The organism is Dactylosporangium salmoneum (assembly GCF_039532525.1).
GTDB lineage: Bacteria > Actinomycetota > Actinomycetes > Mycobacteriales > Micromonosporaceae > Dactylosporangium > Dactylosporangium salmoneum.
The window spans coordinates 153150-168364 of the sequence record NZ_BAAARV010000023.1 but is presented as its reverse complement, the minus strand read 5'-3'; the positions used below and the strand labels follow the sequence as shown (position 1 = coordinate 168364).

The window sequence follows — 15215 nt, the reverse complement described above, 5'->3', positions numbered from 1 at the left end:
CAAACCCACAGTTGAGAGCCGTCACACTCACCCCGCGCGATCACCCCTTACCGATAGCGTGGATTTCGCTATGCGCCGCTATCTCATGTGGGGCGTCGGGCTCCTCGCGTACGTCGTTGCCGTCTTCCACCGATCCTCCCTCGGCGTCGCCGGGGTCGCCGCCGGCGAGCGTCTGGGCGTCGGCGCCGCGCTGCTGTCGATGCTCTCCGTGGCCCAGCTGGCGGTGTACGCGGGCATGCAGATCCCGGTCGGCGTCCTGCTCGACCGGTTCGGCTCCCGGCGCCTGCTCGCGGCGGGCGGCCTGCTGATGCTCGCCGGCCAACTGGTCTTCGCCTTCGCCGGGGACGTCGGGACGGCCATCGCCGCGCGGGTGCTCATCGGCGTCGGCGACGCGATGACGTTCATCAGCGTGCTGCGCATCGTCGCGCTGTGGTTCCCGGCCCGGCAGAATCCGCTGCTCGTCCAGGTGACGGGCATGGTCGGGCAGCTGGGTGCGCTCTCCTCCGCGGTACCGCTGGTGCTCCTGCTGCGCCACGAGGGCTGGACGGCGACCTTCCTGGGCTCGGCCGGCCTGGGCGCCGCGGCGGTCCTCCTGGTGGTGACGACCCTGCGTGACGAACCCGCGAAGGTGAGCTCCGCCGCGTCGGAGATCCCGGCCGCACTGGAAGGCGAAGCGCTCGAAGGCGTTGTGCCGGAAGGCGTTGCGTCGGCAAGCGTTGTGTCGCAGGACGCCGTGCCCGCCAAGCGGGAGCTCGGGCTCAGGCACTCCTGGGCGCATCCCGGGACGCGGCTCGGCCTGTGGACGCACTTCGTCACGCAGTTCTCGGGCTCGGTGTTCGCGCTGCTGTGGGGCTATCCGTTCCTCACGCAGGGCGAGGGCCTCGCGCCCGGCACCGCGGCGCTCCTGCTCTCCCTGCTCACCGTCGGCGGCCTGGTCATGGGTCCGCTGATCGGGCACTTCTGCGGGCGGCTGCCGTACCACCGCTCGACCCTCGTCCTGGGCATCGTCGGGACGTCGGCGGCGGCCTGGGCCGTGGTGCTGCTGTGGCCGGGCCGGGCGCCGCTGTGGCTGCTGACCGGGCTCGTGCTGGTGCTCACGGTCAACGGCCCGGGGTCGATGATCGGGTTCGACTACGCCCGCTCGTTCAACCCCGCGGACCGCATCGGCGGGGCGACCGGCATCGTCAACGTCGGCGGGTTCGTGGCCTCGGTCGTGCTCATCGTCGCCGTCGGGGTGCTGCTGCAACTGCAGACCGCACCGGGCGCCGAGCATCCCTCGCTCGGCGCGTTCCGGTGGGCCTTCTCCGTGCAGTACCTCCTCTGGGGCCTCGGCGTGGTGCAGGTGTACCGCTACCGCCGTAACACCCGCCGCCGTGTGGCCGCGGAGGACCTAAGCCTCGCGGTCGCCTAGGGTCCGCCACAGGAACTCGAACGCGAGCGCCCACTTGTAGGCCAGCTGGGCGTTGTCGGCCGCGCCGCCGTGGCCGCCCTCGATGTTCTCGTAGTACGCGACGTCCTTGCCGTGCTCGCGCAGCCGCGCCACCATCTTGCGGGCGTGGCCGGGGTGCACCCGGTCGTCCCGGGTCGACGTGGTGATGAGCGTCGGCGGGTACGGCACGGCCGGGCGCACGTTCTGGTACGGCGAGAACAGCGACAGGTACGCCCAGTCGTCCGGGTCGTCCGGGTCGCCGTACTCGGCCATCCAGGAGGCGCCCGCCAGCAGCAGGTGGTAGCGGCGCATGTCCAGCAGCGGCACCGCGCACACGATCGCGCCGAAGAGCTCCGGGTAGCGGGTCAGCATCACGCCCATGAGCAGGCCGCCGTTGGAGCCGCCCTCGATGCCGAGCTGGTCCCGCGTGGTGATGCCCCGCTCGACCAGGTCGGCGGCGACCGCGGCGAAGTCCTCGTAGGCGCGGGGGCGCTTCTCGCGCAGGGCCGAGCGGTGCCACGCCGGGCCGTACTCGCCGCCGCCGCGGATGTTGGCGACCACGTACGTGCCGCCGCGGGCCAGCCAGCCGCGGCCGATGATGGAGTTGTACGACGGGACGCGCGACACCTCGAATCCGCCGTAGCCGGACAGCAGCGTGGGCCCGGGGCCGGCGTCGGGGCGGCCGACCACGAAGTAGGGCACCTGGGTGCCGTCGGCCGAGGTGGCGAAGAACTGGCGGGTGGTGATCCCGTCGGCCGGGAAGTACGCCGGCCCCTGCTTGAGGATCGTCGGGGCGTCGCCGCCGAGGACGCCGTGGCGCAGCGTCGGCGGAAGGGTGAACCCGCTGGACAGCAGCAGGTACTGCTCGTCGGCGTCGGGGTTGGTGTCCCACACGTCGGTCTGGCCGAGCTCGGCGCCGAGGACCGTCTTGTGCCACTCGCCGTCGCGGAAGGACAGCAGCTCGAGGCGGCTCTGCACGTCGGCCAGCAGGACCAGGACCAGGCCGGTGCGGGTCCAGTCGGCGGAGCTGAGCGAGGTGCGCGGGTCGGGGGTGAACAGCACGGTGAGGTCCCGGTCGCCGGCCAGGTAGTCCTCGAGCCGGGTGATGAGCAGGCTGCCGGCCGGGTGGGTGACCTCGCCGACCTCCCAGTCGGTGCGGACCCGCACGAGCAGCCACTCGCGGTGCAGGTCGACGCCGGCGTCGTCCGGGACGTCGAGCTTGGTCAGGGTGGTGCCGTCGTAGAGGTACCGCTCGGCATGGAAGAAGTCGACCGAGCGCCGGATGACGGCGCGCAGCCCGTCGGCGCTGGGGTCGATGCCGGCCCGCGCGGCGACGTCGTCGGGGGATGCCTCGAAGATGACCGGCGCGTCGGCGAGCGCCTGGCCGCGGGTCCACACGCGGATCTGGCGAGGGTAGCCGGAGGACGTCATCGACCCCGGGCCCGTGTCGGTACCGACGAAGACGCGATCGGCGTCGATCCAGCCGACGTCGCTCTTGGCCTCGGGCAGGGTGAAGCCGTCCTTGACGAACTCCAGCGCGTCGAGGTCGAACTCGCGCACCACGGCCGCGTCGGCGCCCCCGCGCGACAGCGAGACCAGCGCGCGGTGCTCGCCGGCCAGCGGCCCGGTGCGCAGGAAGGTGACGCCCTGCCAGACCCAGTTCTCGTCCTCGGCCGCGGCCAGCGCGTCGAGGTCCAGGACGGTCTGCCAGGCCGGCTCGTCGCGGCGGTAGTCCTCGAGGGTGGTGCGCCGCCACAGGCCGCGCGGGTGCTCGCCGTCCTTCCACAGGTTGTACACCCGCTCGCCGTGCCAGGCGATCATCGGGATGCGGTCGTCGGCGTCGAGGACGGCCCGGATGCCCTCGAACGTGTCGGTGAAGCGATCACCGCCGGTCAGCGCCGACGAGGTCTCGGCGTTGCGCTCCCGGACCCAGGTCAGCGCCCGCTCGCCCGCCACGTCTTCGAGCCAGAGGTGCGCATCGTCGCCAGTGATCGTTTCCGTCATCCGATCAGTCTGACCGAACGGCGGCGGGTTCGCCCAGCCGTTGCCGGCCGGTGGCCACGAAGTCGCCAGGTGGCACCGCCTTGCCCCAGAGCCATCCCTGGGCCAGCGGCACCCCGAGGGCGGCCAGCACGTCGCGCTGGGCCGGGGTCTCCACGCCCTCGGCCACGACCGCCAGGGCCAGCGCGCCGCTCATCGCGACGACCGCCCGCACGATCTCCTCGTCCTCGGTACTGCTGCCCAGCCCGGCCACGAACGAGCGGTCGATCTTCACCCCGGTGACCGGGTGGCGGCGCAGGTAGCCCAGGGCCGAGAAGCCGGTGCCGAAGTCGTCGACCGAGATGCGCACGCCGAGCTCGCGCAGGCGCAGCAGCAGCCGCTCGGTCAGCTCGCTGCCCTCGACCATCACCGACTCGGTGATCTCCAGTACCAGGTTGGCGGCGGGCACCCCCGCCTGGGCGAGAGTGGCGGCCAGCCGGTCGGCGAAGGCGGCGTCGCCCAGCTGCCGCGGGGAGACGTTGACCGACATCCAGAAGTCCTCGTCCACCGTGCCGTCGGCCCGCCAGCGGGCCAGCTGCTGCACCGACTCGCGCAGCACCCAGGCGCCCAGCGCGGAGATGAGGTTGGCGTCCTCGGCCACGGCGATGAACATGTTGGGCCCGATCCAGCCGCGCACCGGGTGCTCCCAGCGCACCAGCGCCTCGGCCCCGGCCGTGCGCGCACCGAGCCCGTCGGTCAGGTCGACGATCGGCTGGTAGGCCAGCTTCAGCTGCTCCTGCGCGACCGCCGCGCGCAGCGCCACCTCGATCTCCACCCGCTCCCGGACCGCGTCGCGCATCGAGGCGTCGAAGACCGTCCAGCGGTTCCTGCCTTGTTCCTTCGCGCGGTACATCGCCGTGTCCGCGTCGCGCATGAGCGCGTCGGCGGTCTCGTGCCGGTCGGCCCGCACGATGCCCATGGACGCCGCGACGACCACCTCGGCCGAGGTGCCCTCGGGCCCGGCGAGCAGCAGCGGCCGCTCGACGCACTCCATGATCCGGCGGGCGGCGGCCATGGCCTCGGGCTCCCCGCAGCGCTGGACGACCACGAACTCGTCCCCGCCGACCCGCGCCACCGTCGCCGCGCCTGGCAGCGCGTGGCGCAGCCGGGCGCCCACCTCGGTGATGAGCCGGTCGCCGGCGGCGTGCCCCCACGAGTCGTTGACCAGCTTGAACCCGTCGAGGTCGAGGTAGAACATCCACACGTCGCCGGGGCCGGTCTCGGCCAGCCGCCGCTCCACCATGAGCCCGAGCATGCGCCGGTTGGGCAGCCCGGTGAGCGGGTCGTGGGTCGCCTGGTGCTCGAAGCGCCGCTGCGCCGCGACGTGGCTCTGCACCGCGTTGGAGGCCCGCGCCAGCAGCAGCGCCACGATGGCCGCGCCGCCGATGCCGAGGATCCAGCGGGCCGGCGCGCTGTCGTTGTCCAGCAGCACGGTGAGCAGGAACGGTACCGCCACCGCGGGGCCGATCACCGCCATCCGGGCGGGCGACCAGGCCTGGATCGGCAGCGGCGTGGCCCGCGCGAGGGCCCGCGCGGTCGGGTGCAGCGGGACGGCCCCGCCGATGGTGAAGCCGAGCAGGAAGGGCAGCGTCATCAGCCGCGGGCCGTTCACGTCGCCGGTGCGGCCGATGATGGCGTACCCGAGGTCGCCCGCGAACACCAGCAGCGTCATGGCCCCGAGCATCGCGAAGGCGGGCTCGCGCACGGCGGTGGTGAACGCCAGGTTCACCCCGAGCAGCACGATGACCACGTCGAGCAGCGGGTACAGCCCGGCGAGCACGCTCACCAGCAGCGACCGCCCGGGGATGGCCGTGGCCGGCAGGACGAACAGCAGCGCCGAGGCGATCCCCGCCCCGATGCAGACGATGAGCCCGTCGAGCAGCGCCTGACGGTTGATCCCCCACCGGTTGAGGAACGTGGCCATGGCGGCGATGAAGAACCCGAAGCCGCAGATCGAGAACGCGTCGCCGAGCTGGGCGAGCGGGTACGGCTCCCGCTCCAGCAGCGCCCGCACGATCACGCCGGTGAGGAAGAACCCGCCGGCGGCGCACAACAGCCGGAACGGCCGGCGCGGGGACACCCGGTGCAGCCGCGGCCCGAGCCCCCAGGCGGCCACGGCGATCCCGCCGATGAGCGGGAAGGTGAGCGCGGTGAGCACGGGGACCACGTCGAGCGCCCACAGCACGGTGGCCGCCCCGCCGATGGCGAGCGGACCGATCCACAGCATGTCCCGCGCCGGGCGGGGGAGCGCTGCCACGGAAGTTCTATCGGCGGTACCGCTGCCGATCCTAGGTTTTTGCGGACCGCGAAAGCTTGCGGAGTACGCAAGATTTGCTACGCTTGTGGCATGGAACAGGGCCTGCGCGAACGCAAGAAGCAGGCGACCCGGCAGGCGCTCGCGCTCGCGGCGCTGCGGCTGACCGTGGAGCGCGGCTACGACGGCGTGCTCGTCGAGGACATCGCGGCCGAGGTGGGAGTCTCGCCCCGGACGTTCAACAACTACTTCTCGAGCAAGGCCGAGGCGATCTGCGCCCTGGCCGTGGACCGCGCCCGGCGGGCCGGCGCGGCGCTGCGGGCCCGCCCGCCGTCCGAGCCGCTGCGCGAGGCGATCTCGGCCACGGTGCTGGCGGAGTTCGCGGGCGGTGCGGTGCCGGAGCACGTGCCGGACCGGGTGTGGTTCGACGGCCTGCGGATGGTGCTCGCGACGCCGGCGATGCGGGGGGAGTACCTGCGGGTGCGGGCGGCGATGCAGGACGCCCTGTCCTCGGCGATCGCCTCGCGCCTGTCGACGCCGCCGGGCTCGCTGCTGCCGCAGGTGGTGGGCGGGGCGGTGGCGGTGGCCTGCGATGCGGCGACGCACCGGTGGCTGCACGCGGACCCGCCGGTGCCGCTTCGGTCGCTGCTGGAGGAGGCCCTCGGGCACCTGGCCGAGTACTGAGCCGGGCGTTTTACGACACTACTGAGCTGGGCCTTTACGGCACTGCTGGTCCGGGCGTTTACGACATGTCGGGCGCTGGCGCGCCACGACATGTCCGCATTTATGCCCTGGCGGGGCGTAAATGCGGACATCAACGAACCGGGGACGGGCCGTAACGGATATAAGCCCCGGCAGGCGAAAAATCCGATAAGTCGTGGCGCGCCAGCGCCCGACTTATCGCAGCAGAACGGGAGGAATCGTGTCGCTGCACGTCGAGGTCAGCGGCGCCGGGCCGGCGCTGCTGCTCATCCCGGGCGGGGCCGGGGACGCCGCCACGTACGGGCGGATCGTCGGGCCGCTCGCCCGGGCGCGCACCGTCATCGCGTACGACCGGCGCGGGTTCAGCCGCAGCCCGATCGCCGCGCAGGAGCGGGCCGCCAAGTACGACCACGACGTCGAGGACGCCGCGCGGCTCATCGACGAGCACGCGGGCGGCCGCGCCGACGTGTTCGGCAGCAGCTCCGGGGCGATCGTCGCGCTCGGCCTCGCCGCCCGGCACCCCGGCAAGGTGGGCCGGGTGATCGCGCACGAGCCCCCGCTGACCGCGTTCGTGCCGGACGCCGTCGCGTTCGACGACGTGGTCGAGGCGTTCGAGCGGGAGGGGACCGAGGCCGCCATGCGGCGGTTCGCCGGGATCACCGGGCTGGCCCACCGGGAGCCGCCGATCGATCAGCTGCCGCCGGCCGTGGTCGAGGTCATCCGGCGCATCGGCGCGAATCTGCCCTTCTGGATCGAGTGGGAGCTTCGGCAGTACACCCGGATCCGGCCCGATCTCGGGGCGCTGCCGGACGGGGTCGTGGTCGCGGTGGGGGCCGGGTCCGGGGAACAGTTCCCGGCGCGCGCGGCCCGCGGGCTGGCTCGGCGGCTGGGGCGGGAGGCGGTCGAGATGCCGGGGGACCACGAGGGGTACGTCGCCGTGCCCGACGAGTTCGCCGCCCGGACCGAGCCGCTGCTCAGGCCCGCGACGTGAGGCGCTCGCCGAGCCGCTGCTCAGGCCCGCGACGTGAGGCGCTCGCCGAGCCGCTGCTCAGGCCCGGCGATGTGAGGCGCTCGCCGAGGCCCGGCGATGTGAGGCGCTCGCCGAGCCGCTGGTCAGCCCAGTGACGTGAGGCGCTCGCCGAGGTCGGTGCGGCGGTAGTTGAGCCGGCGGCCGGCGCGGGCGGCGACGATCAGGCCGGCGTCGCGCAGGGCGGTCAGGTGGTGCGACGCGGTGGCCGGGGCCAGGCCCAGGCGCTCGGCCACGTCGCCGGTGCTCGCCGGGGCGGCGAGCAGCGTCAGCACCGCGGCCCGGGTCGAGCCGAGCAGGGCGGCCAGCGGCTCGGGCGGGGCCGGCGCGGCGAACAGGGCGCCGAGGGCGCGCGGCGGGTACCACAGCGCGCGCCCCGCCCCGGACTCCATGATCCAGGCGTGCCGGCCGGCGAACGCGGTCGGCAGCAGGGCGAGGGGGTGGCCGTCGAGGGACCACGGCGGCAGCTCGACGTGCTTGAGGTAGTCCAGGTGCAGCGCGTCGGGGTCCCAGCGGATGTTCGGGTGCAGGTCGGCCAGCAGGGCGCTCGGGCCGGGGAAGGCCGCCGTCGCGGTGCGGCGGGCAATGTCGGCGTCGGCGGCGGCGCGCAGGCGGGGCCACAGCTCGGCCAGCGCGACGGCGAAGTACCGCCGGATCTCCTCGACGAGCGAGGGCAGCAGCGCCGCCGGGTCGTCGCACGGCACCCCGGCGGCGTCGAGCTCGGCGGCGACCCGGTCGGGCGGCGTGGCGGCGATCGCGGCCAGCTCGGCCTGCAGGGTCGGGCGGGCGGTCTGCGGTACCGGCGTCAGGAAGTCGGCGACGATGCCGCTCGGCGGGGCGAACACCCGCCAGAACAGCTCCAGGCCCTCGACCCGCGGTGCCGTGCGGGCCCGCCAGTGGGCGTGCTCCCGGCCGGTGCGCAGCGCGATCGTGCTGGCCACCAGCTCGGCCATGGGGGAGTGGGCGAAGCGCAGGCGCAGCAGGTCGTCGCGGGTCAGTTCCAGGCGCTTCACCGTTCCATTCGAGCACGGTCGAACGGCTTCGGCGAGGCCGGGCGATGGGCCTAGCGTGCGGCGCATGCAGTACACGAAACTGGGGCGCACCGGGCTGAGCGTGAGCCGGCTGTGCCTGGGCACGATGAACTTCGGCTGGCAGCTGGGCGAGGCGGACAGCCACGCGATCCTCGACCGGGCGCTCGCCGAGGGCATCAACTTCGTCGACACCGCGGACATGTACGGCGCCCGCGACTACGAGGGCACCAGCGAGACGTACATCGGCACCTGGCTGGCCAAGACCGGCCGGCGCGACGATGTGGTGCTGGCCACCAAGGTCTACCAGCCGATGGGCGACGGGCCCAACGACCGCGGCCTGTCCGCCCGGCGCATCGTCGCGGCCTGCGAGGCCTCGCTGCGCCGGCTCGGCACGGACCGCATCGACCTCTACCAGATGCACCACATCGACCGGTCGACCCCGTGGGACGAGATCTGGCAGGCGATGGATCTCCTGGTCGCGCAGGGCAAGGTGGTGTACGTCGGGAGCTCCAACTTCGCCGGATGGCACCTCGTCGCCGCGCAGTCCGCCGCGCGCCGCCGCCGGTCGCTGGGGCTGGTGTCGGAGCAGCTCAAGTACAGCCTGCTGACCCGGCACGTGGAGCTGGAGGTGGTGCCGGCCGCGCGGGCGCTGGGCATCGGGCTGCTGCCCTGGTCGCCGCTGGCCCAGGGGTTGCTCTCGGGCGCGCTGCGCAAGCACCGCGAGGGGACGGCCGGGCGGACCACCTCGCACGCCGCCGCGAGGGTGCTCGAGCACCGATCGCTGCTGGAGTCGTACGAGGGGTTCTGCGCCGAGCTGGGACTGCACCCCGCCGCCGTCGCGCTGGCCTGGCTGCTCGCCCGGCCGGGGGTGACCGCGCCGATCGTCGGGCCGCGCACCCCGGACCAGCTGGACCTGGCGCTGGAGGCCCTCGACACCACGCTCGGGCCCGACGCTGAGGCGCGGCTCGACGAGATCTTCCCGCCGGTCGGCAACGGGGGGCCAGGACCCGAGGCGTGGGCCTGGTAGGCGGCGGATCGCCCCGATCGCCCGACACGCTTGTCGGGTCTTCGGTGCGAAGTAGTCACGGGCCCGTGACTTTCGGTGAACGGCACCCCATCGTGGTGATCTCGGATGATCGCAGCTCCATGGATGGGGGGATGCATGAGGAAACCGATGGTCGCGGCCGCCGTGGCGGTGGCGCTCGGCATATTCGGGGCCGGCGGTGCTGCCGCGGCCGCCGGCACCGATGCCGCCGGGCCGGCCGGATCCCGCTTCGCCGGCGGTGGCGGCTTCTCGGCCGACGAGTGGCCGGCCGGCACGGGCACGACGCTGAAGAGTGTCCGGTCGATCGTGCGGGCCGACACCGGCTCGGCGGCGTCGCTGACCGGGCAGGGCGTGGGCATCGCGCTCGTCGACACCGGCATCGCGCCGGTCACCGGCCTGCCGGCCGGGCAGGTGGTGAACGGGCCGGACCTGTCGTTCGAGTCGCAGTCGGGCCAGCTGCGCTACCTGGACACGTTCGGTCACGGCACGCACATGGCCGGCATCATGGTCGGCACCGACGCGGGCACCGGCACCGTGGGCCTCGCCCCGAAGGCGAAGGTCACCTCGGTCAAGGTCGGCACCGCCATCGGCGCCGTGGACGTGTCGCAGATGATCGCCGCGATCGACTGGGTCGTGGCCAACCGCAACTACGACCCGGCCAACCCGATCCGGGTGCTCAACCTGTCGTACGGCACCGCGGGCATGTCCGCCTCGACGGTCGACCCGCTGATGTACGCCGTCGAGCAGGCCTGGCAGGCCGGCATCGTGGTGATCATCGCGGCCGGCAACGACGGCGGCACCACCAGCGCGCTGACCAACCCGGCGATGGACCCGTTCGTGGTGGCGGTCGGCGCGTCGACCACCAACCAGACCATCTCCACCGCGGACGACGACGTCGCCACGTTCACCAACGGCTCGACCGGCACCCGCAAGGTCGACCTGCTGGCCCCGGGCGCCTCGATCGTGTCGCTGCGCGACGTCGGCTCGTACGTCGACCAGACGTACCCGAACGCCCGCGTCGGCGACACCGGCTTCAAGGGCTCGGGCACCTCGCAGGCGGCCGCCGTGGTGTCCTCGGCCGCGGCTCTGCTGCTGCAGCAGCGGCCTGGCCTCACCCCGGATCAGGTCAAGGCGCTGCTGGTCAACGGCGCCACCACGCTGACCGCGGGCGCGGCCGGCTCGGCGAAGATGAAGGAGCTCAACGTCGCCGCCTCGGTCGCGCTGGCCACGCCGGGGTCGACCCAGACCTTCGCCAAGGGCAACGGCTCCGGCTCCCTGGAGACCGCCCGCGGCGGCAACCACCTCTCCGTCGACAACGTCGCGCTGTCCGGCGAGCGGTCCATCTTCGGCCCGTTCACCAGCAGCACGTGGGCCTCGAACGCGGCCGCGAAGACGTCGTGGAGCGGCGGCGTGTGGATGGGCTACCGGATGGCCGGCGACACGTGGACGGGCGCCGGCGGCGACGGCGGCACCGGCCAGGTCTCGGGCTACTCCGGCAAGTGCGTCGACGTCATGAACCGGCTCAACAACAACGGCACGCCGATCCAGCTCTACGACTGCAACAACACGCCGGCGCAGTACTGGGCGCTGCAGTCCGACGGCACGGTCCGCGCGCTGGGCAAGTGCATGGACGTGACCTCGGCCGGCAACACCAACGGCACGAAGATCCAGCTGTTCGACTGCAACGGCACCCCCGCCCAGCAGTGGAAGGTGACCGCGGCCCGGCAGCTGATCAACGTGGGCTCGAACAAGTGCCTCGACGTGACGGGCTGGAACTCGGCCAACGGCACGCAGCTGCAGATCTGGGACTGCCTGGACCAGGACAACCAGCGGTGGGTGCCCCCGTACACGTCGCGGACGTGGTCGGCGGCGACCTGGACCGGCAAGCCGTGGACCGGCACCGGCACCTGGACCGACCCGGAGTGGTCCGAGCAGTACTGGACCGGCCACTACTGGTCGGGTCACTACTGGTCCGGTCACTACTGGTCGGCCGACAACTGGTCGACGGCGGGCTGGTACTAGCCATTGGAATCGGACATATCCGGCCACTGTGTGGTCGGATATGTCCGCATTTCTGACGTCAGGCGGTGTGCTCGGCCAGCACGGCGTCGGACAGCGCGGGCCAGACCTCCGCCGACCACTCGCCGAAGTCGCGGTCGGTCAGGCAGGCCAGGGCCAGGCCGGCGTCCGGGTCGACCCACAGGAACGTGCCGGACTTGCCGAAGTGGCCGAAGGTGCGGGGGCTGTTGCGGGCGCCGGTCCAGTGCGGGGACTTGCCGTCGCGCAGCTCGAAGCCGAGGCCCCAGTCGTTCGGGTCCTGCCGGCCGAAGCCGGGCAGCACGCCGGAGACGCCGGGGTACTGCACCGTCGTGGCCTCCGCCATGAGGTCGGGCGCCAGGGACGGGTCGAGCAGCTCCTGGCCGAGCAGGGCCAGGTCGGAGACGGGGCCGACGGCGCCGGCGGCGGGGGAGCCCTCGAGGCGCGTGCCGCCCATGCCGAGCGGGCGCAGCACCGACTCGGTCATCAGCTCGGCGAACGTGCCGCCGGTGCGGGTCAGCACGAAGTCCGCGAGCAGCTCGAACCCGCGGTTGGAGTAGATGCGCTTGCGGCCCGGGGCGGCGAGGATCGAGCCCTCGTCGAAGGCGACGCCGGAGGTGTGCGCCAGCAGGTGGCGGACCGTCGCGCCTTCGGGGCCCGCCGCCTCATCCAGCAGTACGTCCCCCCGATCCACGGCAACGAGGACCGTCAGGGCCGTGAGCAGCTTCGTCACCGACGCCCACGGGAGGGCGACGTCCGGGCCGTGGCGGTCTGCACGGGCCAGCTGCTCACGAGTTCGAGTGCGCTCACCCGTTGAAAACTACGGCAAGGAGTTCAGGAAGGGACGCTGGGCGTTCATGAACTCCCAGTTGTAGTACCTGTCCCAGTTGATCGACCAGGTCATGAGCCCGCGGAACGCCGGTGAGGTACCGCCGCGGAGGGTGTATCCGCCGCAGCCGGAGCCCGACACCAGGCAGGTGACCGCGCTCTGGACCACGGCCGGTGCCACGTAGCCGTTGCCGGCGCTCACCGCGGCCGGCACGCCGATGCCGATCTGGTCCGGGCGCAGGCCGGGGAAGGTCTGGCCGGTGTTGGCGACCGTAAAGCCGGCCTTGAGCATGTCGGTCATGGCGATGTGGAAGTCCGCGCCGCCCATCGTGTGGTACTGGTTGTCCAGCCCCCAGATCGGGCCCGAGTTGTAGTCCTGGACGTGCAGGATCGTCAGGAAGTCGCGCACCGCGTGGATGACCGGCAGGAACGAGCCGGCCCGGTTGTCCCCGGCGCTGGTGCCGCCGTAGAACTGGTAGCCGAGCTGGACGAAGAACGTCTCGGGCGCCATCGTGAGCACGAACTTGGTGCCGTACTTCGCCTTGAGCGACTTCAGCGCGGAGATCAGGTTCACGATGACCGGCGTGGTCGGGTTGCGGAAGTCGCTGTCGCCGGCGTTGAGGTACAGCGAGTGGCCCTCGAAGTCGACGTCGAGCCCGTCGAGGCCCCACTTGTCGATGATCGCGCCGACCGAGCTGACGAAGGTGTCCCGGGCGGCGGTCGTGGTCAGCTGCACCTCGCCGTTCTGCCCGCCGATCGACAGCAGCACCTTCTTGCCCTGGGCCTGCTTGGCCTTGATGGCGGCGAGGAAATCCGCGTCGGACTCCACGTTCGGGCACTCGGAGACCGAGCAGCGGTTGAACCGGATGTCGCCGGAGGTCACGCTGGTCGGCTCGCCGAACGCGAGGTCGATGACGTCCCAGGACGACGGGACGTCGGCCATGCGGATGTAGCCGGACCCGTTGGCGAAGCTGGCGTGCATGTAGCCGATGAGCGCGTGCTTCGGCAGCCCGGTCACCGGCGGGGAGGTCGTCGGGCTGGTGCTCGGGCTGGCGCTGGGCGACTTGGACGGCGACGGCGAGGCCGACGTGGTCGGGGAGGGCGAGGTGTTCGGCGTGGTGGACGGCGACGTCGGCGGCGTCGTGGTCGGGGGCGTGCCCGGCCCGTCCAACGAGATGTCGTCGGCGTTGTAGGCGCCCTGGCCGTACCAGCCGTGCAGGAACACCTGGACGGAGGTCTGGCTCGCGCCGGTGGTGAACGCCACCGACAGCTTGGTGTAGGCGGAGGCGGCGGGCGTCCAGGTGGAGGCGCCGCCCGTGATCCCGATGTAGACGTAGTTGCCCCGGACCCAGCCCGAGAGGGTGTACGCGGTGTTCGGCTGGACGGTGACCGTCTGCGTGCACTGCGCGTTGTCCGAGGCGGTGGCGTTGCCATTGAGGGCGTACGACCCGGAGTGCACGGGCGAGGTGACCGCGCCCGATCCGGAGCCGGTGCAGGACCAACCCGACAGCGAGCCGCTCTCGAAGCCAGGATTGGTCAGAAGGTTGGCCGCATACGCGTTGGTGGCCACGAATATGCCCGTGACCAGCAAGGTAGCGGCGCCGAGTACGAGCGCGACGCGCTTCATGGGCGACCTCCATCGACGGTGGTCGCCATTATTAGGTTTGTTAACTGTTCCTGTCCAGAGGGCGGAGCCCGGTCGACATGATCTCGACCATCCGGCGTCGGGCGATCAGGTCGAGCTCGAGCCGTCGTAGACAGCGACGGCGCGCACGGGGAACGACGCCATTTCCCGTACCGGCGGGGGGAGGGCGGTCAACCGGGCCCCTGTGCCCGGAACTGACTCGAGGTTGGTCAGGTGTTCGATGATCGGGATGTCGGCACCGAGCAGCCGCCGCCGGGCGAGCCGGTTCGGGTCGGCCGGATCGTCGATGTGGGGCGAGTCGATGCCGACAAGCGCAGCGTTGGCGTCAACGAGCTTGTCGACGGCGTCAGGCGTCAGGTGTGGGCAGTCCGGGTCGAGGTAGCGGGGTGTCGCCCAGTGGTGGGCCCAGCCGGTGTGCACCAGGACGGCGCGTCCCCACAGCCGGTCGGGGTCGCCGAGGTCGGCCGCGGTCACTGAGGTCCGGCCGATCGCGGGCACGATGGTGATCGGTACGCCAACCAGCCGTTCGAGCGGAAGGTGCGCGAGGTCGGCCCGGTCGGCGTCGTAGCGGTACGGCGCGTCGAGGTAGGTGCCGATATTGCCGAACACGCTCAGCGGCCCGATCTCGAACAAGCCGGCAAACATCCCAGCGGCGATCTCGTGCGAAAGGTCCACGATCACGATTCGAGTTTACGCAGGGTAGCCACGTCAGGCCGCCGGCACGACAGCGGAACGTCGCGGGGCGTACGACAGGACCTGAGCCACCACCGCCCGCCGGGCCTCAGCATTACCGGCGAGCTTGACCTCGATGACGACAAGACGGCCCGACGCTTCCACCGCTATGACGTCGGCACGTCCGGAACCGAGTTGGACCTCGGTGCCGAGCACGGTCAACCGCGGGGCTCCGGACAGCGGCAGCATTTGCGGTCCGTCGACCACGAGATCGTGTAGTGCCTGCTCCGCGGGGTAGCCGCTGGCGGGCAGTGGTTGCCACCGGCCGGCTTCGTTCGTGCCCCAGATCGCCGTCACCGGCGCAAGCTAACAGAGCCGCCTGACGGCCGAGCGCCGTGCAGCCGCGAGGTCTCGCTTCCGGTGACCTTGTCCGATAAGTCGGGCGCTGGCGCGCCACGACTTATCGGATTTATACCCTGTCAGGCGGCATATCCGAAAAGCCGAA

General features: G+C 72.3%; 12 protein-coding genes. 5 read left to right on the top strand and 7 right to left on the bottom strand.

Annotated features, from left to right (window positions below; all coding sequences use genetic code 11):
• The first annotated feature begins 70 nt into the window (after positions 1 to 70).
• Positions 71 to 1411, top strand: a complete 1341-nt coding sequence (locus ABD352_RS14585) for an MFS transporter (RefSeq protein WP_344612872.1) — start codon at positions 71 to 73, stop codon at positions 1409 to 1411.
• Here the strand turns inward: ABD352_RS14585 and ABD352_RS14580 are convergent.
• Together ABD352_RS14580 and ABD352_RS14575 are read right to left on the bottom strand one after the other, a co-directional pair.
• On the bottom strand, positions 1391 to 3433 hold the full coding sequence (locus ABD352_RS14580) for a prolyl oligopeptidase family serine peptidase (protein ID WP_344612871.1): 2043 nt from the start codon (positions 3431 to 3433) through the stop codon (positions 1391 to 1393). The two genes, ABD352_RS14585 and ABD352_RS14580, sit on opposite strands and share 21 nt — an antisense overlap.
• Before the next feature lie 4 nt (positions 3434 to 3437).
• Entirely contained in the window at positions 3438 to 5726 is a 2289-nt protein-coding gene (locus ABD352_RS14575; RefSeq protein ID WP_344612870.1) for a putative bifunctional diguanylate cyclase/phosphodiesterase, read from the bottom strand.
• A gap of 90 nt (positions 5727 to 5816) precedes the next feature.
• On the opposite strand from ABD352_RS14575, the gene ABD352_RS14570 reads away from it, so the two are divergent.
• Together ABD352_RS14570 and ABD352_RS14565 are read left to right on the top strand one after the other, a co-directional pair.
• On the top strand, positions 5817 to 6407 hold the full coding sequence (locus ABD352_RS14570; protein WP_344612869.1) for a TetR/AcrR family transcriptional regulator: 591 nt from the start codon (positions 5817 to 5819) through the stop codon (positions 6405 to 6407).
• 238 nt (positions 6408 to 6645) lie between these two features.
• A complete protein-coding gene (locus ABD352_RS14565) occupies positions 6646 to 7416 on the top strand; it encodes an alpha/beta fold hydrolase (RefSeq protein WP_344612868.1) in 771 nt (256 codons plus the stop codon).
• Between the two features lie 122 nt (positions 7417 to 7538).
• Here the strand turns inward: ABD352_RS14565 and ABD352_RS14560 are convergent, their stop codons facing one another.
• A complete protein-coding gene (locus ABD352_RS14560; RefSeq protein WP_344612867.1) occupies positions 7539 to 8465 on the bottom strand; it encodes an ArsR/SmtB family transcription factor in 927 nt (308 codons plus the stop codon).
• Between the two features lie 64 nt (positions 8466 to 8529).
• Between ABD352_RS14560 and ABD352_RS14555 the strand changes: the two genes are divergently transcribed.
• On the top strand, positions 8530 to 9510 hold the full coding sequence (locus ABD352_RS14555; protein ID WP_344612866.1) for an aldo/keto reductase: 981 nt from the start codon (positions 8530 to 8532) through the stop codon (positions 9508 to 9510).
• 135 nt (positions 9511 to 9645) lie between these two features.
• Positions 9646 to 11550: a S8 family serine peptidase gene (locus ABD352_RS14550; RefSeq protein ID WP_344612865.1), complete on the top strand. Its 1905-nt coding sequence runs from the start codon at positions 9646 to 9648 to the stop codon at positions 11548 to 11550.
• Between the two features lie 58 nt (positions 11551 to 11608).
• Here ABD352_RS14550 and ABD352_RS14545 read toward each other — a convergent pair whose 3' ends face one another.
• The 4 genes from ABD352_RS14545 to ABD352_RS14530 all read right to left on the bottom strand — a co-directional run bounded on the left by ABD352_RS14545 (position 11609) and on the right by ABD352_RS14530 (position 15067).
• Positions 11609 to 12349, bottom strand: a complete 741-nt coding sequence (locus ABD352_RS14545; RefSeq protein WP_344612920.1) for a serine hydrolase domain-containing protein — start codon at positions 12347 to 12349, stop codon at positions 11609 to 11611.
• Positions 12350 to 12385: 36 nt separating this feature from the next.
• Positions 12386 to 14020 carry a chitinase gene (locus ABD352_RS14540; RefSeq protein WP_344612864.1) on the bottom strand — a complete coding sequence of 545 codons (1635 nt, stop codon included), beginning with the start codon at positions 14018 to 14020 and terminating at the stop codon, positions 12386 to 12388.
• A 105-nt stretch (positions 14021 to 14125) separates the two neighbouring features.
• Entirely contained in the window at positions 14126 to 14719 is a 594-nt protein-coding gene (locus ABD352_RS14535) for a cyclase family protein (RefSeq protein ID WP_344612863.1), read from the bottom strand.
• 27 nt (positions 14720 to 14746) lie between these two features.
• Positions 14747 to 15067: a PDDEXK family nuclease gene (locus tag ABD352_RS14530; RefSeq protein WP_344612862.1), complete on the bottom strand. Its 321-nt coding sequence runs from the start codon at positions 15065 to 15067 to the stop codon at positions 14747 to 14749.
• Positions 15068 to 15215 lie beyond the last annotated feature (148 nt).

Coding starts and splice junctions, on each gene's coding strand:
- ABD352_RS14550 (WP_344612865.1), top strand. CDS start 9,646: ATGAGGAAACCGATGGTCGCGGCCGCCGTGGCGGTGGCGCTCGGCATA.
- ABD352_RS14555 (WP_344612866.1), top strand. CDS start 8,530: ATGCAGTACACGAAACTGGGGCGCACCGGGCTGAGCGTGAGCCGGCTG.
- ABD352_RS14540 (WP_344612864.1), bottom strand. CDS start 14,020: ATGAAGCGCGTCGCGCTCGTACTCGGCGCCGCTACCTTGCTGGTCACG.
- ABD352_RS14580 (WP_344612871.1), bottom strand. CDS start 3,433: ATGACGGAAACGATCACTGGCGACGATGCGCACCTCTGGCTCGAAGAC.
- ABD352_RS14570 (WP_344612869.1), top strand. CDS start 5,817: ATGGAACAGGGCCTGCGCGAACGCAAGAAGCAGGCGACCCGGCAGGCG.
- ABD352_RS14585 (WP_344612872.1), top strand. CDS start 71: ATGCGCCGCTATCTCATGTGGGGCGTCGGGCTCCTCGCGTACGTCGTT.